Here is a 19771-nt window from a genome sequence, read left to right on the forward strand (position 1 = left end):
GGGGACTCCGCCGTTTCCGGCGAACAACGGCCGACGCCTTAGTACGCGAGGCGCGTCAGCTTCTCCGGATTGGACACCATGTAGATGGCGCGAATCCCGCCATGGCCGTCAGGTTCGAACGCATAGGCGACCGGCGTCAGGCGGTCCCGCTCCAGCAGGAGGCCGGGCTGCCCGCTGATGCGCACGCGCCGCCATTTGCCGTCGAGCGAGCCCTTGCCGGCGATGCCCTTGAAGAAGGCGGCGATGCGAGCCGGGCCTTCGATCGGGTTGATCGCCGCGCGCGCGACGCCGCCCCCGTCGCTCAGCAGCACCGCATCCTCGGCAAGCAGGTGGATGAACGAATCCGGGCGTCCGGAGGCGAGCGCCTCTTCGAACGAGCGGACGAAGCGATCCATCGCGGGTTCCGCGGACGTCTCCCGCTCCGCCGCCAGGTGACCGAGCTTGGCCGATGCTCGGCTGAAGAGCTTGCGGCAGGCGGCTTCGCTCTTGTTGAGCATCGACGCGATCTCGGCGTAGTCGTAACCGAACGATTCGCGCAGCACGAACACGGCCCGCTCGGGCGGCGTGCATGTCTGCAGCAGCACGAGCATCGCGTAGCCGAGCCGCTCCTGCAACAGCATGCGTTCCAGCGGCTGCTCCTTGTCGTCCGGCTCGGTGATCGGCTCGGGAAGCCACTGCCCCGGGTAGCTTTCCCGGCGGCGGGGCGCGGCCTTCATCATATTGAGCGCGCGGTTCGTCGTCATCTTGACGAGATACGCCTTCGGGTGCTCGATCGCCCCGCCGCCCTCCATCTTGTTGACGGAGACGAACACGTCCTGCACCGCATCCTCCGCCTCGCTCATCGAGCCGAGCATCCGGTAGGCGATCGAAGTCAGCAGGGGCTTGTATTCGCGGTAAAGCCGTTCGACGTCTTGGGGCGCTTCGCCGTTGTTCAAGGAGTCCGCCTCCGTTTCTGGGTTGCCATTATTTTATCCGACTTCTTCTTGCCAAGCCAACAAAGCCACCCGGCCGGGTGGCTTTGCTTCATGAATGTTCCTACGCGTCGTACGCGAACCGGCAGCGTCATCGAATGAACGCCTTTATCCCATATAGCGGAAACCGTAACGCAAACTGAGCCCTGAGCCCGCATACCGCTTAACGACGGCAAACCGGCGTCTTCATGCCTGCGTCGCCTGCTTGTCGAAGCAGCCGGGGAACATGCCCGTCGAGATCGCGACGCGGTTCCAACTGCCGATGGCGTTGACCGCCATGACGATCGCGATGTACTCGCCCTCGTTGAAGTAACGGCGAGCTTCCTCGTAGATATGTTGCGGCACGCCTGCGTCGGCGATGCGCACGAGCGCTTCCGTCAGGGCGAGCGCGGCCCGCTCCTTTTCGGTGAACTGCGGGGCTTCGCGCCAAACGGGGATCAGGTTGATCCGCCGTTCGGACTCGCCCATTTTGCGCAGGTCGGCCGTATGCATGTCGACGCAGAAGGCGCAACCGTTGATCTGCGACGCGCGAATCTTGATCAGCTCGTAGAGCGCGGGCTCAAGGCCCAGCTTTTTGACCGAGTCCTCCAGCTTCAGCAGCGTCTGGAAAGCGGCCTGGTTCGCCGTCCTATAGTTCATTCGCAATTGCATGTCGATTCCTCCGTTTAGCTCGTATTTGTCGTTCCTGTTATCTATGACAATGAGGCGGACGGATTTGTGACAGGACGGCTGCATGCGATTTTCCGATCCCACTCCAATGGTTCCCCAAGCACGGCAGCGTGAAACGAAAGGACGTATTCAGGAACTTATCCGTTCCGAGACAGGACCGGTCCCGCCGGCGGCGAATATAGGTAGAGTCGGATGTTGCCGCATGCCACCCAAATTTCGCGGAGGTGTTTTTAAATGAAAGCGTTATTTATCGGCGGCACGGGTACGATCAGCGCCGCGATCACGAGACAGCTGGCGGCGCAAGGCTGCGAGCTGTATGTGCTGAACCGGGGCACGCGCAACGAAGGGCTGCCATCGAGCGTCAAGACGCTGGAGGCCGACATCAACGACGAGTCCTGCGTGGCGGATTTGATCCGGGACATGTCGTTCGACGTGGTGGCGGATTTTATCGCCTTCGTGCCTGCCCAGCTGGAGCGGGATTACCGACTTTTCGCTGGGAAAACCAAGCAGTTCATTTTCATCAGCTCCGCATCCGCCTACCAGAAGCCGCTGTCCGACTACCGGGTCACGGAGAGTACGCCGCTCGCCAATCCGTATTGGGAATATTCGAGGAACAAGATCGCTTGCGAGGAGTACCTGATGAAGCAGTACCGCGAGCAGCGCTTCCCGATCACGATCGTTCGGCCGAGCCATACGTACGACGAGCGTTCGATACCGCTTGGCGTACACGGGAGCAAGGGCTCTTGGCAGGTAGCCAAAAGAATGCTCGAGGGCAAGCCTGTCCTTATTCACGGGGATGGCACTTCGCTGTGGACGATGACGCACAACGAGGACTTTGCCAAAGGGTTCATCGGACTCATGGGCAACTTGCATGCGATCGGCGAATCGGTGCAGATCACGTCGGACGAGTCGTTGACCTGGAACCAGATCTATACGGCGATTGCAGACGCGCTCGACGTACCGCTGAGCGCGGTTCATGCGCCTTCCGAATTTCTGGCGGCGTGCAGCCGGGAGGATTTTACGGGCGGGTTAATCGGAGACAAGGCGAACTCCGTCGTCTTCGACAACGCCAAACTCAAGCGTCTGGTCCCCGGCTTCACGGCCGACATCCGCTTTGATCAGGGGATCAAGCGGACCGTCGCGCACATTCTGGCGCATCCCGAGCTGCAGCGGGAGGATCCCGAATTCGACGCATGGTGCGACAGCGTGATCGCGGCGCTCGACGAAGCGGCCTCGGCTGTCAGACGATCGCTTGCCGACTAGCGTCCAAGCATACCATTAGAGGGAAGCTGCAGCGAGGGCGCGGCTTCCCTTTTTCGAGGCAATTCCGGAAAGAAACGCTTATCCGGCGCGCGGTCGCAGATGTTGACATTTTAAGTAAGACGTAACTATAATAGTTACAACGAAAGGGTGTTGCTTATGCAAATCAGCAGCAGATTTTCCATCGGCGTACACATTCTGTCCCTGCTCGCGATTCGGCCGCAGGATCACCATACGTCCGAGTGGCTGGCCGGCAGCGTCGGGACGAATCCGGTCGTCATCCGCCGGGTGCTCGGCCATCTGAAGAAGGCGGGACTCGCGAACGTCAAGGCGGGGAGCGGCGGCGCCACGCTGGCGCGCGAGCTGGACGAGATCACCCTGCTGGACGTTTATCGCGCGGTTGACGTCGTGGAGGAAGGCCGGCTGTTCCATATGCACGAGCAGCCGAATCCGGCTTGTCCGGTAGGCGCCAATATCGAGCAGGTGCTGCGCTTGATGATGGTCAAGGCGCAAGCGGCGATGGAAGGCGTGCTGGCGGCCGTGACGATGCGCGAGCTCGTCGACGTGCTTGCTCGGGAGATCGAAGGAAAGCGTGCCGGGAACGGCTAATCGCTTTTCTTTGATTGGGATGTACCCATTTCGGTTACAACGTACCTTTGCTCATTTCCGCGCATAAGCGACATCCGTTCGAAAGAAGCCCTTATTTATGGAGCAGGCAACGAATAAGAATATCGGAGTCATCAAGCGCACCGGCGCTTACCGCAAAGGACGGGACCGGCTCCTCGTCAATGCGAAGGGAGACAGCTACGTCGAAATTTGTCATTTGTCCGTCATCGAAGGGGTGTATACTGGAAAAGCGGATTCTGCGGCCAACCTCTGCCGACGGCGAACCGCGCATCCCGAACGTATATTCAGCCTGTCAGCTGCGCGAGGAGCCTCCCTCTTTATGAACTTCAATTTATACTTGTCGGCCTTGCTAATCGCGTCTACCGGCGGCTCCGCAGTCGTCGTCTACCTGTGCTGGAAAAGAAGGGAACTGCCCATCGCGCTCAGCTACGGCTTGTGCATTTTGAGCACGGCGTTTTATACGTTCGGCTACGCATCGGAGCTTGTCAGCACGTCGCTCGACACCATCCGCTTCTGGCTGCGCATCGAATACATCGGCATCCCGTTCGGCACCGTATTTTGGTTCATCATGGTACTCCAGTATACGGGGCGGCAGGCTTACATACGCAAATGGTCCGTTGTCGCCGCGATGGTCATACCCGTCATGACGTTTATCGCCCACAATACGAACGAGTGGCATCATCTCTTTTACAGAAGCCTCACGCTCGATTACTCCGAGGGCTTCCCGCTGGCGCGGATCGTCAGAGGGCCGTTGTACTACGTTCACGTGGTGTACGCTTACGCGCTGATCCTCGTCGGGGTCGTTCTGCTCTTTCGCATGTATTTCAAGTCCGCCCCTGCCATGAAAAAGCATGTCGTTCTCATGCTGATCGGATCGCTTGCGCCCTACAGCTCCACGCTCGTCTATCTCAGCGAAGCGTTGCCCACGCCTTTCGATATATCTCCCTTCGGCTTCTTCCTCTCGAACATCTTTTTCCTGTTCGGCATCTATCAGTTCAACTTGCTGCGGCTCGCGCCGATGGCGCTGCAGAAGGTATTCGAGTCCATGCAGGACGCCGTCGTGCTGCTGGATCTGGAACACAACATTACCGGCTTCAATCAAGCGGCGGGCCGCACGATTCAAGGCTTGAGCCGCAAAAAAGGCATCGGCCAGCCGGCATCGGTCGCTTTTGCCTCCAATCCCGAGCTTCTCAGACGAATCGACCGAATGCCGGGCACCGAGGACAATGAGCTGCTGAGGGACGAAGCGGCGGGCCGTTATTACAGCCTGCAGGTGTCGTTCATCGCCGATTTTCGATCCAGGCCAGCGGGCAAGATGCTGCTGCTGCGCGACGTGACGGACGCGGTACGCTCGGAGGAGCAGTTGATCGAGAACGCCAGGCAGCTGCGCGAGCTGAACGCCTTCAAGGATCAGATGTTCAACGTGGTGGCGCACGATATTCGGGATCCGATGGCGGTGCTTCTCAATCTGACCGAGCTCCTGGAGGAGGAGGCGTCGGTTTGCGGGGGAGGATCACGAGGAGATCGTGCAGGAGATGAGCCGGCAGGTGCACAGCACCTTCGCGCTGGTCGAGAGCTTGCTCGAATGGTTTCGCAGCCAACGGGGAGGCATGGTGTTCGCGCCGATCGCGCAGAGCCTCTCCCATTCCGTGCAGCGGAATGTCCGGCTTCTGCAAGGCCGCAGCGACGGCAAGGGCATTCGGATTACATCCGACATCGATCCGGCCGCGATCGTATTCGCGGATAAGGAGATGCTCGATCTCGTGCTGCGAAACCTGCTGTCCAACGCGGTCAAGTTCACCGAGCTCGGCAGCGACATCGTGGTGCGGGCTTCGCGGTCGGGCGGGATGTTCACCGTCAGCGTCAGCGATTCGGGCATGGGCATTCCCGAAGAAAGGCTCTATACGCTGCTGCGGGAGGCGCACGCCGTCTCTACGGAAGGAACGGCGGGCGAGCGAGGCGTCGGACTGGGACTCGCGCTCTGCAAGGAGTTCGTGCGGCTGAACGGAGGCGAGTTCTGGTTCGACAGCACGCCGGAGCTTGGCAGCACCTTTTACTTCACCGTACCGGCTGCGGAGGGCAATGCCGCGCGTGGCGGCGATCCGATGGCGGAGCGGGTGAGCGGATGAAAGTATTGATCGTGGACGACGAAAAGGCGATGCATCTGATCATGAAGCGCATGCTGGCCAAAATCGAAGGCGTCGAAGTCGTCGGCAGCTTCGGGAATACCGCATCGGCCGAGGCTTTTTTGAGGGACGCCGCGGTCGACCTGATCTTTATCGACATCAACATGCCCAAGGAGAGCGGCATGGACTTCGCGCAACGCCTTCGGGCAAGCGGCAGGGACGTGAAGCTCGTCTTCGTGACCTCGCATACCGAGTTCGCGCTGTCCGCGTTCGACGTCTATGCTTACGACTTCATGGTGAAGCCCGTCGTTCAGGAGAGGCTCCAGCATACCGTCCGACGGGCGATGGCAGAAGCGAGCGAACATAGAGGAGGGCCGGTTCGCCCGACAGCTCCCGTGCCGCAAGTGCGGGTGAATGGCCTCGGGCGGATGGAGATCCGCGGCGCGCAGGGCGAGCTGGTCAAGTGGAAATCCAGCAAAAGCGCGGAGCTATGCGCCTATCTGGTCCTGCAGCGCGGAAGCCTCGTCTCCAGGGCGCGGCTCATCGAGGACATCTTCGGCGGCATGCCCCGCAAGAACGCGGAGATCTATCTGAACACGACGGCCTATCAGCTTCGCAAGCTGCTCGAGGCGATCGGCATGAAGGGAAGCCTGCACTCGGACGCCAATCACTATGCGCTGAATCTCGCCTTGGCGGAGGTCGATATCCACCGTTTCGAAGAGGGCTGCCGCGAGATGGCTGTCATCGACGGGGCCAACCTGGAACGCGCGATTGACCTGGAACGGGCCTATGTCGGCCAGCTGTTCGGGGATCTCTCTTATCCCTGGGCGTGGAGCGAGGTCGAGCGAGTCTCCCAAATGTACGCGTCTTTCGTCCTGCGGCTCAGCCAGACACTGCTGGACCGCGGGGATACGCAAGCCGCGATCCGTCTGCTCTCGAAGCTCTCGGCGCATAACGAGCTCGACGAGGATACGGTCAAGCTCTACATGAAGGCGCTGGCTGCGCAGCACAATCGCGAAGCCCTGGTCAGGCTGTTCACGAAATATTCGGGCGTGCTCCAGGAAGAACTGGGCGTCCGGCCGTCGATCGAGGTGAACCAGCTGTACGGGCAGCTGCTGACGCAGCTGGAAGCCGTCGAGTAAGAGATAGATCGATAGAGGAAGCTGACCGGAAGACTCGTTCCCGCTCGGGATGAGTCTTTTTTCGCATGCGGCGGAAGCAATGGATTTTCGTCGAAGTTTGTCATTTTGCCGTCATTGGCGTCATTTATACTTGCGGATAGGCCAAAGGAATTAATAAAACACATAGGAGTGACCAAAGAAGAATGAAAAAAGTTTCAGTCTTTCTGATGCTGGCGACGTTAATCTTCGCCGCGTTTTCGTACGCGCCTGCAGCGAGTGCGGAACCGAACCCGGATATGACGCCGCCGGTATTTGTCGGCGCCGAGAGCGGCTCCGGCTACGTTACCTTGCATTTCAACGAAAATATTGAAGCAGTACCAGCACTGCCCGAAACCATAGACGAAGACGATGAAGCCGCGGTCGAGGCTTACCGGCTAAGCCAGATTCAGATCGCGCAGGATGGCGAGCACTTCTCGCCGCTGGTGAACGGACTAGCGCACCTCTATTGGGGAGAAAGCGACTTCTTGACGATCGGATACGATAACGGCCTGCAGATCGTTACCGGACCGAAGACGCGCGTCAAGCTCGCCGCAGGCTTGCTACAAGATACGAATGGCAACGTCTTGACGGAAGAATTAAATCTCTCCGTAAGCCCGCCAGTTATCGAAGGCGCCGCGGTCAGCGACGATTATAAGGTCATTACAGTTACGTTCGACCGGAATTTGCAGGCGCTGGCTACTGAAGAGGACAAGGAAGCGCTGAAATCGCGCATTTCTCTGATTGGGGATCCTGACAAGTATTTTGATTTGGGCGAAAACGACAGTGTAACGGTGATCGATGATTCGCTCACCATAACCTTGGATAAGCCGCTGAGCGGAGCCAATTATCAGGTGCGTATTTACGGCGGAGCATTGAAGAGTGCCGAGGGCAATTATTTGAACGCAGAAGATTCCTTCATCACGCCTTATCTTCAAGGCGGTTCTACAGACACGGACGGCCCCGAAGTGTTAAATTACTACTTTTCGGACGAGCTGCTGAGCCTCACGCTCCAATTCAACGAAGATGTCACGATCTCGGATGCTGATCTGGCGACGTTCAAACAGAATATCAAGCTCTATGATTGGAACCAAGGAAACTACACCAGACCACTTCCGGAAGACGCGACAGTGACCGTTCAAGGCTCCGAGATTAAGATTCACGTAACCTCGATTCTGGACAGCCATTATCACAACTTCCAAGTCAACCTGACGCCTGTCCAGGATCTTCACGGAAATCGCAACGAAGAGACATTTTACACAGAAAACATTTATGTGCCGAATCTATCTAACCCTTTTGTCGCCACCTGGGGTTCCTTCCAACTAGGCGGCAAATATTTGACAATTGGTTTCTACAATTATTATTACGGATTTGAGCCTGGTAATCTTGTCGATGCGACTATCGATCAAGACGGCTCTCATCTTAAGAATGAGATTTTGATCTCACGTGATAACGGCGTTAACTTCATGCCGCTGTCCGCCGGAGACAAGGTTTTTTTTAAACGATAGACGGGTCGATATTCTGCTTCAAGATCCGATCTCTACAGGGACCGTCCGCGTCAAGATCAAGGCCGGTGCATTGTCGGACGAGCACCGGATCGCGGTCAATGAGGAGAGCGAGATGCTAGTCGGCACCGAAGAATCGGTGCTCAGCGGCTATCTCTTCAGCAACTCGGACAGTGAGTTGAACTTCTCGGGCAATGCAGCATGGCTTGCTCATGCAGGTTCTGTTATCATCTGGGACGATTATGCAGGTTCCAGTCGTGTGCTGTCCGCCTCCGAGTACAAGATCGAATCCGGTAAAGTGAAGATTAAAAAAGGGTGTCTTCGCAAAAGGCCGCAACTATCAAGTGGGAATTCAAGCGGAGGGCTATCGCTTCACTTATATGTGGAGCAAAGCCATTCTGACCTCGGATGTTTTTTATATGACATCCCCTACCGTAACGAAATCCGGCGGCATTACGGCAAAAGTCTTTATTTATAATAACCAATCGTACAACAATAACAGTCTGGCCATGATGAACAGTTCGAACGCGAATGTCGGTTCGCAAGCTGTCGTATTCGAATTGTTCGACGGCACGACGCCGGTCAGCATCGCTACCGCGGAGCTGGCGATCGGGACGGGGACCTATACCGCAAAATTCAACATTGGCGACAAGGACAGCACGAATTACACCGTCAAAGCGTTTGTCGTCAGCAGCTTTGACAGCGATACCGGATATATGGGGCTGAACCTCGGCACAGTGAAGACGCAGGCGGAGATCGACGAAGCGATGATCATGCCGCAAAATAATTACAATCCATGATCGATAAGGGAGCGGGGAAACAAGCAGTGAAATCGCGCATGCTTCGTATATTCATGATTTTGACGCTGTGCATGGCCTTCGTGCCGGCTGCGGCGGCTTATGCCGAGAGCTCGGTCGTCTCGTTGCAGGACGTGAAGGATGTCACGGCGGGCGATCAAGTCGAAATAAATGGCACCGCCACGCTGGATGAAGTCATCGTCAAGGTGCTGCGTCCTGACAGCAGCATCGTGTACTTCAATATCGTGCCCGTGACCGCAGGTCAATACGCGGCGCCGTTTACGATCGGGTCCGGCGAACCGGGAGGTACGTATACGGTCGTTGCCGGGCAGGGCAGCGAGGTCGCCAGCAAGACCTTTAAAGTGACGGCAAAAACGGTAACGCCGCCTCCGAGCGGATCGGTGTCGACGCCAACGCCTTCTCCTACGCCGGGCAAGGTCATCACGCCGGTAGGCGGCGCTGAACCGGTCGTGGTCGATACTGGCAAGAATACGACCTCAACGGTAGACGTCAACGGCCGCTCGACGACCGTCATCACGCAAGACGGCGCATCGCTCGCCGACGCGCTGAAGAAGGCTGCGCAGCAGGACAACAAGGGCGCGGCGCCTGTCGTATACATTGCCTACGAGGGCAAGCAGGGCGATGCCGTGCAGTTTAACCTGCCGTTCTCCGTTTTGAAGGACGCCGCCTCGTTGGGCGCGATCGTATCGCTTCAGACCGGCGAAGGAGAGTATTCGCTGCCGCTCGGCGTGCTGAACTTCGACGCGATCGCGGCGAGTCTCGGCGCTGAGCCGGGAAGCATCAGCCTTCAAGTCAATATCGTCCCGTCCGCAGAAGACATTAACGCCAAGATTAAAGCAAGTGCGGCAAGTATCGGCGCTTCGCAGCAAGGCGGCGCGATCGAATTTTCGATCGTCGCTTCCGGCGGCGGCAAGACTTCCGAGCTGAATGAATTCGGATCGACCTATGTATCGCGTACGGTCGTCGCTTCCGGCACGATTGACGCTTCGCATTCGACCGTCGCGCTGTACGATCCGCAGACGGGCGCGCTGACCTTCGTGCCTGCGCAGTTCACGAAGCAGTCGGACGGAACTTTTAAAATCTCGTTCAAGCGCAACGGCAACAGCGTCTATACGGTGCTGACGGCCAATAAGGCGTTTGCGGATCTGACCGCGCCTTGGGCCAAAGCTGACGTCGAGCTGCTTGCCTCCAAGCTCGTCGTGAACGGCGTGTCCGACGCGAAGTTTGCGCCGAACAGCAGCATCACGCGCGCCGAGTTCGCTGCGCTGCTTGTCCGCGCGCTGGGCCTCGCGCCCGACGCGGATGGCGCAGCAGGCTTCAAGGATGTCGCTTCCGGCGCATGGTATGCCGGCGCGACCGGCGCCGCCGTAAAGGCGAAGCTGATCGAAGGCTTCGAAGACGGCAGCTTCAAGCCGGGCGCTACGATCACCCGTGAGCAGATGGCGGTGATGATCGCGAGAGCCGTCGCATACGCGCAAGGCTCCACGTCGACGGCGTCTTCGGAAGCCTCGTTGAACGGCTTCAAGGACAAGTCCGCGATCGGCGGCTGGGCCCGCGCCTCGGTAGCGCAAGCCGTGGATGCCGGCATCATCACCGGCATGACGAACGACACGTTCGTGCCGGCGGCGAACGCGAGCCGCGCGCAAGCGGCCGTCATGCTGAAGCGGTTTATGCAGTACGCGGATTTGATCGACTGATCGCGCCGCATACGAAAACGGAAGGCCGTCGGGAATACGCCTGACGGTTCTTCCGCTTGTATAAGGAGGCGTGGCGCTCATCGAATCGGCGAAGGTGTCGAGGTTACGGAGGCGGCGCTTCGGATCGAAATCGCAATCGCAGCGTTAAGATAATTCATCAAGAGGGATGGGATCACATTGGCGACGAATTGGAAAGCAGTATTATTGGCAAGCATGATCGCCACATCTGCATTCGGAGCGAGGAACGTGCTCGCAGCTCCTCCGGTGTCCGTAGCGCAAGCTTCGTTAAAAGATATCGATTCGGTCTCGGCCGACCGGCAGGCGGCTATCCGCCAAGCGGTCTCGCTTGGGCTGATCAGCGGTTATCCGAACGGAGCGTTCAAACCGGAAGAGTCGCTCACGCGAACGCAATTGGCCGTGCTGTTGGCTAAAGCGCTGCATCTTCCGATCGATACGAATGCCGGATCAAGCTTTAAGGATGTTGCATCGGACAGCTGGAGCGCCGGTTATATCGATGCGGTTCGCAAGGCTGGATTGATGAACGGAACGGATACCGGCTTCGATCCGAACCGCAAGGTTACCCGTCAGGAGCTGGCATCCGTATTTGTGCGCGCAGTCAACGGCCTGAACACGACCGGCGGGCTGGAGACGGACCCTGCGCTCGCCTCGGGAGCAAGCGGTTGGGCGGCAGCATCCGTGCAAGCCGCGCTCCGGCTAGGTTTGATGACCCCGGAAGACGATGGCTTCCAACCGCAGCAGACGGTAGCGAGGGCGGATATCGCGCAGTTCCTGGTAGATATTTTCGCTGAAAAGGAGCAGACAGCGACCATAACGAAGGTCGATGGCGACGTGATCACGGTAGGCGGGACGCCTTTGCTCGTGTCGGACGCGTTGAAACGGCTTCTGCTTGAAGGCGGCAACAAAGAGGCGCTCTTGGGCGCGGTGCTTAAATTCAAATCCGCCGTTCGGAACGTGAACGAGCTGAAAGAGCTGGAGATCGTTTCCGCAGGCACGAAGGAGACTCCGGTAAAGCTGGATACAACAGGGATGCCCGCCGGAGGTACGCTGAAGGTATCGGGCGATCATGTAGCGATTAGCGGAGGAACGATTAAACATCTTACCCTTCAAAATCAGGCTTCCAGCGTATCCGTCGACGCGAGCGTCGATCGCTTGGAGCTGACCGGGCAGGCGGTGACGCTTTCCGGCAAAGGCTCCTATCGCGAGATACAGATTACCGATCCAAAAGCTAAACTGACCATCGGCAGCGACGTGCGGATCGACCGGCTGGTCTTGCCGGACGGTATCGCGCTGGCGGACATCGTCACGAATCTGAGCCAGGTTCAGGCGCAGATCGGCAGTATCGTATCGGCAAGCGGCGCGCCGGTAACGAAGCCATCGGCACCCGTATCGTACAATCCGCCCACGGTTGCGGACAAGAGCGCGCTCGATGCAGCGATCGCCGACGCTTCGGGCATTGCCGATGCGGCGGTCGCAGGCGCAGCGGAGGGCCAGTATCCGCAGGGCGCGATTGACGCGTTGAAAGCAACGATTGAAGCTGCCAGTGCAGTAAAGGCCGACACCGGGGCAACGCAGGTGGCGATTGATAGCGCGGCGGCGACATTGCGCACGGCTATCAATGTATTTAAAAATGCTGTCGTACATGTCGGTACTACGCTGCTCGACGATGCGATCGCCGACGCATCGGGCTATGCCGATACGGCGGTGGCAGGCGGAGCGGAGGGTCAGTATCCTCGGGGCGCGATCGACGCGCTGAAAGAGGCAATTGAGGCTGCCGAAGCTGTCAAGGCCGATAAAAGAGCAACGCAGACGGTGATCGACGGCGCAGCCTTCACGTTGCGAGAGGCAATCGATACGTTTAAGGATGCGGTCGTCCATATCGATCTCGCGCAGTTGAATGCAGCGATCGCAGCCGCTTCGGATCTTGCCGATACGGCAGTGGTCGGCACCTTGGAAGGCGAATACCCGCAGAGCGCGATCGACGCGCTGAACGAAGCGATTGAAGCTGCGGAAGAGGCGAAGGCCAATTCCGGAGCCACGCAGGCGGAGGTCGACAGCGCGGAGGCGGCCTTGCAGGAAGCGCTCGCGACGTTCCGGGAAGCGGTCTCGCATTCGCTGAAGGCCTCGCTGCTTGAGCGCCCTTTCTACCTCAACAGCGGCAAAACCGGTACGGCGGGCGATACGGTACTGTCTGCCGAGAGCTATGAACAGTACAACAAGCGCAACATTAAAAATTATTTGCAAATTAAACGCGGCATTCAGAACGAAACGATTGAATATGACAGCGACAATCCGGCGTTTAACGTGTTTAACGTGGTAGAGGACGAAGGCAACGTCGTAGGTACCGTTACCGTTGAATCCACGTCCGAATACGTTGTGCTCTCTGAAGCGACTAACGGCATTACCGTCCATCCGATTGACGACGCCACGGAGAGCACGGAAGCGGCCTTGGTGTTTACTGTCAAGGAAGACGGCAGGGAGGTCAGCCGCGTGACGATGCCGATCATTATGGACGAGACGACGCCAACCTTGCTGGGCAGCGAATACGGCAACGGTCAGTTCACGCTGACGTCGAGCGAGGCGTTGTCGGCAAGTTTGTACTCATGCTACGTGACGTTTTCGCAAGACGGCACTGGCAGTGATTATGTGCCGCTGGAATCGGACGATTTTGTTTATGATTTTGTCGACAATCGCATTATCGTTACGCTAACCGACAAAGGCAAAGCGACACATATTCTGGGGTCTTCGAGCAAATTCCGCATCACGGGCAGTGGGTTTACAGATTATGCAGGGAATGACCTCCTCGTCGACTCAACGGTCGCCGTATCTGAATACTGAGATGGATTGCTTGAAAGTCGCGGAGATACGGGGCGCGCTGCGCGGTGTTTTTGCCTATTTGGCGCCGCTCGAATTGCGGCAATCGTTGCAGCGGCTGCCGTCGTCGTTTTTGGTGCTGGGCGCCTTTCGAGGAAGCGAGCCCGTCGGACTGGCGATCGCCGATCGCCGGGAGGGGGGCGGTACGGCCAGCCTGCTTGCGCTGACCGTAGCGGAGCGGGAGCGCCGCCAGGGCGTGGGACGCGCGCTTTTCGGCGAGATGGAGACGGCGCTGAAGCGGACGGGGACACGGACGATCGGAGCCGAGCATCTTGGCGGTATCGACGCGGCCACGGCAGAGACCGCCTTCTTACAGGCATGCGGATTCGATGAACCGCGACCCGGCATTCATATTTGGGGCGGCTTGACGGGACTTCATCCGGAGATGCCGTGGGTCCATCGAATACGGCTGCCGGACGTGTTTGCGGCCGCCTCCTTTACGACGCTGACGGCGAAGGAGCGCGACGAATTGCGGCAAGGAGAGGGCAACTGGTATACGCCGGACTATACGCCGTTTGCGGACGAAGACCTGATCGACAAGGAGCGCAGTTTGGTTCTGCGCTATAGCGGAGCGGTCGTCGGATGGACGATCCTCGAGCCGTTCGACGCCCGAACGATGCTGTTCAAAACGATGTTCGTGCATCCCCGGCATCAGCGCATGGGGCGCGGCATCGCGTTGGCGGCCGAGGCGGGCCGGCGCTTGATCCGGGATCCGGCATTCTCCGAATGGCTCTTGTTCGTCGAGGCGCGCAACGCGGATATGGTCCGCTTTCTAGCCCGGCATGTTTCCTGCCCTGGTGTTCAAAAAGAAGTGCTTTGGAGAACGGTCAAACGTCTTTGATCGTTCTTTTTTTTTTATGAATATCGCCATGCACGTACTGCCTTCGACGCGCATGCAAAAATAGAACTGCCGATTTGGAAGTTCTTAGGGGGTTGTAGAGTCAGTATTCATTAAGCCAATTTGGTGACGGAAAAGCCGCTTTCTTCAAGCTGTTTAATCATTTGAGACTGCTTGCGAAGCTGACGTTCAGCGCGATGCCGATCCAGGTAATCGGGTCCCAACTCCTGATACGGACGGCGATGAAGCAGGAGGTGATAGACGATTCGAAGCAAAGTATGGCCCAGCGCAACCAACGCTTTCTTCTTGCCCAGTCGTTTTACCCACGACCAATAACGGGCAGAAAGCCTTGTATTTCGTGTCATCGAGGCCGCCCAAGCACATTCGCAAAGGATCGCTTTTAGTTGACTGTTTCCGGACCTTGCCCGCTGCCGTTTTTTTTACCCGCACTCTCGTGATTGCCCGGGCTCATACCTGCCCAAGCTGCCAGACTGTGGTCGCTTTTGAATTGACTCATGTCCGTTCCGATTTCGGCCAAGATCACGGCCGCCGCGTTTTCGTTGATTCCCGGTACGGTCAGCAGCAGGTTGAAGCTCTCCTCTTTGTCTTTGGTGTAGTTGCGAATATGCGTTTCCATCTGAGCGATGGAGGACTCGATGTATTGCAAATGCTCCCAGGACATACGGATCATGCTGCGATGGTGAGCGCGAAGGCGGCTGTTAAGCGATTGAAGCAGCTTGGGAGATTTATGCCTTAGCGCACCCTTCATGTGCGTCTCCAGAAAATCCATCGTGATGACCTCGTGATCCACAATCTTCTGGAGCAACAGGCGGCCGGAAACGCCGAAGATGTCGGACATGTGCGAGGTCAGCTTCACATTGGCATCCTGCAGCAGCTTGTGAATGCGGTTTTTCTCCGCTGTCGCTTCCTGGACCAACTTCTTGCGGTATCGTGTCAGATCACGCAATTCGCGAATATCGACCGGGGGGGACGAAGCTGTTCTCGATCAAACCGCAGCGAAGCAGCTTGGCAATCCATTCAGCATCCTTGATGTCGGTCTTACGGCCGGGTAGATTCTTGATATGATGTGCATTGGCAAGCAGCAGATCGAAATCGAAGGATTCCAGCACGTTCCAAACGGGCTTCCAGTACACGCCGGTACTTTCCATGGCGACCTGACTACAACCTTGTTCCGACAGCCACTCGCCAAGGGCCAGCAGTTCGTCGGTCATCGTGCCAAACGTGCGAATTTCGCACTTGGGCTTTTGGTCAAGCGGACCGGACAGCACACAAGCGACGACGGATTCCTGGTGCACGTCCAGTCCAGCACAACGCTCTAGAATGGCTTCAAGCATACCCATGCGCTCCTTTCCATCATGAAAACCAGGAAGACAACCTGAAACGTGAAAATTTTTTATCCGGACTCGCAGTCCAATAGCCTGTGCTTCGAAGGTTGTCCATTCAGTTTTGTGTTCGGGGTAAGATCCACCGCAAAAAACCACGAACTTGACCTGGTCAACTTCAGTATCTTAGAAATCACTAAAAAAAGGCTACGATGAGATATTCATCATAGCCTGTGACCCGGCAGGATCATGAATGTTTTGTGAATGATCGATCCGCCCGTCCCGGTTTCTTCCGGATCCCGATCGATACGAGCGGGCCGTAATTCATCAAGCGGACCATCAGCTTGGCCATTTGAGCGGGCGCCAGCTGTCGGCCGGTGTCCAGCCAATGGGTCTCCCTGCCGTTAGCGGCACCAAATGCCGCTAACGCGCACCCCCAATCCGCTCCATGAGCCGTTAGCGGCACCAAATGCCGCTAACGCGCACCCACCACACCGCCCCCGGGCCGTTAGCGGCACGACATGCCGCTAACGCGCACCCACCACCCGCTCCCTGGGCCATTGGCGGCACCAAACGACGCTAACGCTAACGCTCCCCCACCACACCGCTCCCTGTGCCGTTAGCGGCACCAAATGCCACTAACGCGCACAAAACGGATAAACGGCCGACCGGCTGGCGTAGCGTATTCCCGAACGATTATCTGATCCGGCGGATCGCGAGGCGGCGTACGTCGTCTCCATAAACGATCGCGAAAGCGGTTGTGCCGCTAAGGCGATCCTTGCGATATTCGCATTATGCGTGTCGGCCGACCGAAGATAAAGGGTGGCTGCCATCGTGAAGCCCGAGAACCGCGCTTCCCGCAGCGTGCAACCGAAGGCCGGATTCCGGCCGGTCGAACGGCGCGCGCTGGCCGACGTGTAAGCGTATGACGATTTTGAGACGCGAAGCTTTTGCGTCTATTAAATAACCTTTTCCTATATTGACATTGCCGTTAGGCATCTTTATATTTAAACGAGTGATACTGATAATCATTATCGAAAAGTAGAGAAAAGGGAGTGTCATGCTCGTCATGAAAAGAAAAATGTGGGCCCCGCTGTTTTTGCTGCTTGCATTGGTCGTGAGCGCTTGCGGCAACAACGCGAACAACAATAACGCAGGCGCTTCTCAAAGCGCCGGCGCATCGGCTTCGCCTTCGGCGAGCGCGCCGGCAGCGCCGTCGGCCGACGCCTCCGCAAGCGCGGAAGCCTCCGGCACGATCGCTTACGAATCCGAGAACGGACCGGTCGAGGTTCCCGCCGCGCCCAAGCGCATCATCGCGCTGAACAGCGCGCCCAACGTTCTCTCGCTGGGCGGCACGCTCGTCGGCGTCGACCAATGGACGGCGGGCAACCCGCTTTTCAAGGACAAGGTCAAGGGCATCGAAGTCGTCTCCGCCGAAGATCTGGAGAAGATCATCGAACTGAATCCCGATCTCATCATCGTCGGCAGCACCGAGAAAAACATCGACAAGCTCAAGGAGATCGCGCCGACCGTCGTCTATACGTGGGGCAAGCTCGACTACCTGAAGCAGCAGATCGAGATCGGCAAGCTTCTGAACAAGGAGCAGGAGGCGCAGGCCTGGGCGGACGACTTCTCCAAGCGTGCGGCCGATATCGGCGCCGAGATCAAGGCGCAGGCCGGCGCGGACGTCACCGTGACGGTGTTCGAGCTGTACGACAAGCAGTTCTACGTTTTCGGCAACAACTGGGCGCGCGGAACGGAGATCGTGTACCAGGCGATGGGCCTCGGCATGCCGGAGAAGGTCAAGAAGGACGCGCTCGGCCCGGGGTACTACACGCTGTCGACCGAAGTGCTGCCGGAGTATGCCGGCGATTATATCATCCTCAGCAGAAGCGCGGCCGGCGACAACGCCGCCCTGAACACGGACACCTGGAAGAACATGCCGGCCGTCAAGGCGGGCCATGTCATCGAGATCGATACCGAGGCTTCCAGCTACAGCGATCCGACGACGCTCGAATATTTGCTGAACATTTTCAAAGCGGGCATGCTGGGCAAGGCTTAACCGCGTATGCACCTGCGAACGGGGGGACGCGCGAGCGTCTCCTTTTTTTTATCCGAAACGGTCGGCACCCGTGCGCATAGAGCGGCGATAGGCGCCAAGGTGCAGGCTAAGCCCGAATCGCGGCGAAGTGGCGCTGTGCAGCGCTTCTTTGCTCCGGACCTTCCGAACGGAGCCGACTGATAACGAAAACGCAAACGGGATGAGGCAGATAACCATGCTGCTTCATCCCGTTTGCGCTTCGTCCGGTGCTATTTATTGATGTTGAGCGGGCTGTCGGTCGGTCGGCTCAAGCGTCGAGCGAGGCCGCCAGCACGATCTTCCCGCGCGGCTGGTCGCCGAACGCATCCGGCTCGAGCGTGATCGCGACCGTATCGTAGCCGCCGTTTTTCAGCGTGTAGTAGATGGCGCCGGTTCCCTGATCGGATAGGAAGGTGCCGGCGCTGAACTTCTCCTGGCCTTTGATGAGCCAGACTTGGTAAGCCTCGTTGCCCTGCAGCTTCGGCAGTTGCTCCGCCTGCACGAGCAGGTGAGTGCCGTTTTTATCGATGACGATGGTGGCGAGCCCCGTGGCGACGATATCCGCCGCCGCCGGATTAAGCTTGACGGCCTGGTTCACCTTCAACTCTTGAACCGGCGCGCTTCCGGCCTCCGCGAGCTCGCCCCGCAGGTCGCCGACCTGTCCCCGCAGTTGGGCGGCGTACAGCGCCAGCGCAATCAGCGCAGCGGCGAGTCCGGCCGTGACAAGCTTCATGTAGGCCGGCGTGCGTCTTGTCGTCTGCGGGATCGGTACGCCCGATGCCGGCGCCGCGGGCTTCGATGAAGGCTGCAGCGGAGGCTTGGATTCCTGTTGGCGAACGTCCGGCTCCGCCACGCCTTCGGGCTCGGCAGTTGCTTCATCCCCCCGCCTTTGCCGCAGGCTCAGCCGGAACGGCGCCTGCGAGCACGTTCGCCAAAATTCTTTTCTTCATCCCTTCCGGCACGGGCTGCGGATCCGCCGTCTCCGGCAGCAGGCCGACGATGTCCGCCAGCGCCTGGCGCTGCGCTCCGCAGGACACGCACGAAGACAGATGCGCTTCGAAGCGCTGCGCTTCCTCTTCGGTGAGACCGCCCAGCATGTACAGCTCCAGCAAGTCGCATGTCTCGTCATGAGGTTGTGTCATAGGGGGTACGCCTCCTTTCCAGATCTCCGAGCCGATCCTTGAGCTGCTTCATCGCCAGCCGCACGCGGCTCTTGACCGTCCCCAGCGGGATGCCCTGACGCTCGGATACCTCATGCTGCGTATAGCCTTGATAATAAATAAGGTCCAGCACCTGCTGCTGGTCCGGATTCAATGCCGACAAAGCTTCCTTTAATTGCTCGCCCGTCCACTTCGCATCGTATTGTTCCTCGGGACCGCCTGCCGTATCTGGCATCCGCGCGAACCGCTCGGCGTCGGCCGTCTGGCCGGTCGTGCGGTTCTGCCGCTTGCGCAGCTGATCGATCGCGATATGGCGGGTCACAGCGAAGATCCAGGTCGTCAGCTTGCCCAGCGAAGCGTCGTAGCGCTCGGGTTGATTCCATATGCGCATGAATAATTCCTGTACGATCTCTTCGGCCAGCATCGCGTCTTGGGCGAACCGGTAGGCGAAGGCGTAGACCGCCTTCTCGTACCGGTCGTAGAGCGCTTCGAGCGCCGTGGCGTCCCGTTCGGCGATGCGCCGCATCACTTCTGAATCTGACGCGATCTCGTTCATCGAGGAGCTCCTTTCCTGAACTCCCATTCATTATAAAGGTTCGTAATTGAAATTACAGCGGATCACTTTTTT

Annotated in this window: 20 protein-coding genes; 12 read left to right on the top strand and 8 right to left on the bottom strand. The window is 58.4% G+C overall.

Annotated elements, in window-relative coordinates:
* Positions 1 to 38: 38 nt before the first annotated feature.
* Positions 39 to 935: a sigma-70 family RNA polymerase sigma factor gene (locus OMP40_RS20050; RefSeq protein WP_277534012.1), complete on the bottom strand. Its 897-nt coding sequence runs from the start codon at positions 933 to 935 to the stop codon at positions 39 to 41.
* Positions 936 to 1157: 222 nt separating this feature from the next.
* Positions 1158 to 1622 (bottom strand): carboxymuconolactone decarboxylase family protein, encoded by a 465-nt coding sequence (locus tag OMP40_RS20055; RefSeq protein WP_277534013.1) that lies wholly within the window; start codon positions 1620 to 1622, stop codon positions 1158 to 1160.
* A gap of 252 nt (positions 1623 to 1874) precedes the next feature.
* Here OMP40_RS20055 and OMP40_RS20060 point away from each other — a divergent pair, with 252 nt between their 5' ends.
* The 11 genes from OMP40_RS20060 (at position 1875) to OMP40_RS20110 (ending at position 14563) form a co-directional block, all read left to right on the top strand.
* Positions 1875 to 2903, top strand: coding sequence for an SDR family oxidoreductase (locus OMP40_RS20060; protein WP_277534014.1), 1029 nt, complete (start codon positions 1875 to 1877; stop codon positions 2901 to 2903).
* Between the two features lie 156 nt (positions 2904 to 3059).
* Positions 3060 to 3509, top strand: a complete 450-nt coding sequence (locus tag OMP40_RS20065; protein ID WP_277534015.1) for an Rrf2 family transcriptional regulator — start codon at positions 3060 to 3062, stop codon at positions 3507 to 3509.
* A gap of 97 nt (positions 3510 to 3606) precedes the next feature.
* On the top strand, positions 3607 to 5274 hold the full coding sequence (locus OMP40_RS20070) for a histidine kinase N-terminal 7TM domain-containing protein (RefSeq protein ID WP_277534016.1): 1668 nt from the start codon (positions 3607 to 3609) through the stop codon (positions 5272 to 5274).
* Between the two features lie 16 nt (positions 5275 to 5290).
* Entirely contained in the window at positions 5291 to 5656 is a 366-nt protein-coding gene (locus OMP40_RS20075) for a sensor histidine kinase (protein ID WP_277534017.1), read from the top strand.
* Entirely contained in the window at positions 5653 to 6795 is a 1143-nt protein-coding gene (locus OMP40_RS20080; protein ID WP_277534018.1) for a response regulator, read from the top strand. The genes OMP40_RS20075 and OMP40_RS20080 overlap by 4 nt, the downstream gene beginning before the upstream one ends.
* Before the next feature lie 182 nt (positions 6796 to 6977).
* Positions 6978 to 8318, top strand: coding sequence for a hypothetical protein (locus OMP40_RS20085; RefSeq protein WP_277534019.1), 1341 nt, complete (start codon positions 6978 to 6980; stop codon positions 8316 to 8318).
* 70 nt (positions 8319 to 8388) lie between these two features.
* Entirely contained in the window at positions 8389 to 8793 is a 405-nt protein-coding gene (locus OMP40_RS20090) for a hypothetical protein (RefSeq protein ID WP_277534020.1), read from the top strand.
* 31 nt (positions 8794 to 8824) lie between these two features.
* A complete protein-coding gene (locus OMP40_RS20095; protein ID WP_277534021.1) occupies positions 8825 to 9115 on the top strand; it encodes a hypothetical protein in 291 nt (96 codons plus the stop codon).
* Positions 9116 to 9153: 38 nt separating this feature from the next.
* Positions 9154 to 10830: an S-layer homology domain-containing protein gene (locus OMP40_RS20100; protein WP_277534022.1), complete on the top strand. Its 1677-nt coding sequence runs from the start codon at positions 9154 to 9156 to the stop codon at positions 10828 to 10830.
* Positions 10831 to 11043: 213 nt separating this feature from the next.
* Entirely contained in the window at positions 11044 to 13686 is a 2643-nt protein-coding gene (locus tag OMP40_RS20105; protein ID WP_420872023.1) for an S-layer homology domain-containing protein, read from the top strand.
* A gap of 73 nt (positions 13687 to 13759) precedes the next feature.
* The gene (locus OMP40_RS20110; RefSeq protein ID WP_277534024.1) at positions 13760 to 14563 is read left to right on the top strand and encodes a GNAT family N-acetyltransferase; all 804 of its coding nucleotides are present in this window, start codon (positions 13760 to 13762) and stop codon (positions 14561 to 14563) included.
* Between the two features lie 110 nt (positions 14564 to 14673).
* On the opposite strand, the gene OMP40_RS20115 is transcribed toward OMP40_RS20110, so the two are convergent.
* The 3 genes from OMP40_RS20115 to OMP40_RS20125 are packed head-to-tail and all read right to left on the bottom strand — an operon-like array spanning position 14674 to position 15915.
* Positions 14674 to 14925, bottom strand: a complete 252-nt coding sequence (locus OMP40_RS20115; RefSeq protein ID WP_277528396.1) for a hypothetical protein — start codon at positions 14923 to 14925, stop codon at positions 14674 to 14676.
* A gap of 35 nt (positions 14926 to 14960) precedes the next feature.
* Positions 14961 to 15527: a transposase gene (locus tag OMP40_RS20120; RefSeq protein ID WP_277531187.1), complete on the bottom strand. Its 567-nt coding sequence runs from the start codon at positions 15525 to 15527 to the stop codon at positions 14961 to 14963.
* Positions 15520 to 15915, bottom strand: coding sequence for an IS110 family transposase (locus tag OMP40_RS20125; RefSeq protein WP_277532978.1), 396 nt, complete (start codon positions 15913 to 15915; stop codon positions 15520 to 15522). The genes OMP40_RS20120 and OMP40_RS20125 overlap by 8 nt, the downstream gene beginning before the upstream one ends.
* Before the next feature lie 1057 nt (positions 15916 to 16972).
* Between OMP40_RS20125 and OMP40_RS20130 the strand changes: the two genes are divergently transcribed.
* Complete coding sequence (locus OMP40_RS20130) at positions 16973 to 17965, top strand: iron-hydroxamate ABC transporter substrate-binding protein (RefSeq protein ID WP_277534026.1); 993 nt, start codon at positions 16973 to 16975, stop codon at positions 17963 to 17965.
* A 286-nt stretch (positions 17966 to 18251) separates the two neighbouring features.
* Here the strand turns inward: OMP40_RS20130 and OMP40_RS20135 are convergent, their stop codons facing one another.
* From OMP40_RS20135 to OMP40_RS20145, 3 genes are read right to left on the bottom strand one after another with little or no spacing between them, the layout of a single operon-like run.
* Positions 18252 to 18836, bottom strand: coding sequence for an anti-sigma factor (locus OMP40_RS20135; RefSeq protein ID WP_277534028.1), 585 nt, complete (start codon positions 18834 to 18836; stop codon positions 18252 to 18254).
* 22 nt (positions 18837 to 18858) lie between these two features.
* Positions 18859 to 19125, bottom strand: coding sequence for an anti-sigma factor family protein (locus tag OMP40_RS20140; protein WP_277534030.1), 267 nt, complete (start codon positions 19123 to 19125; stop codon positions 18859 to 18861).
* Positions 19109 to 19699, bottom strand: coding sequence for an RNA polymerase sigma factor (locus tag OMP40_RS20145; protein WP_277534032.1), 591 nt, complete (start codon positions 19697 to 19699; stop codon positions 19109 to 19111). The genes OMP40_RS20140 and OMP40_RS20145 overlap by 17 nt, the downstream gene beginning before the upstream one ends.
* Positions 19700 to 19771 lie beyond the last annotated feature (72 nt).

It is taken from the genome of Cohnella rhizosphaerae (assembly GCF_029525575.1).
Taxonomy (GTDB): domain Bacteria; phylum Bacillota; class Bacilli; order Paenibacillales; family Paenibacillaceae; genus Cohnella; species Cohnella rhizosphaerae.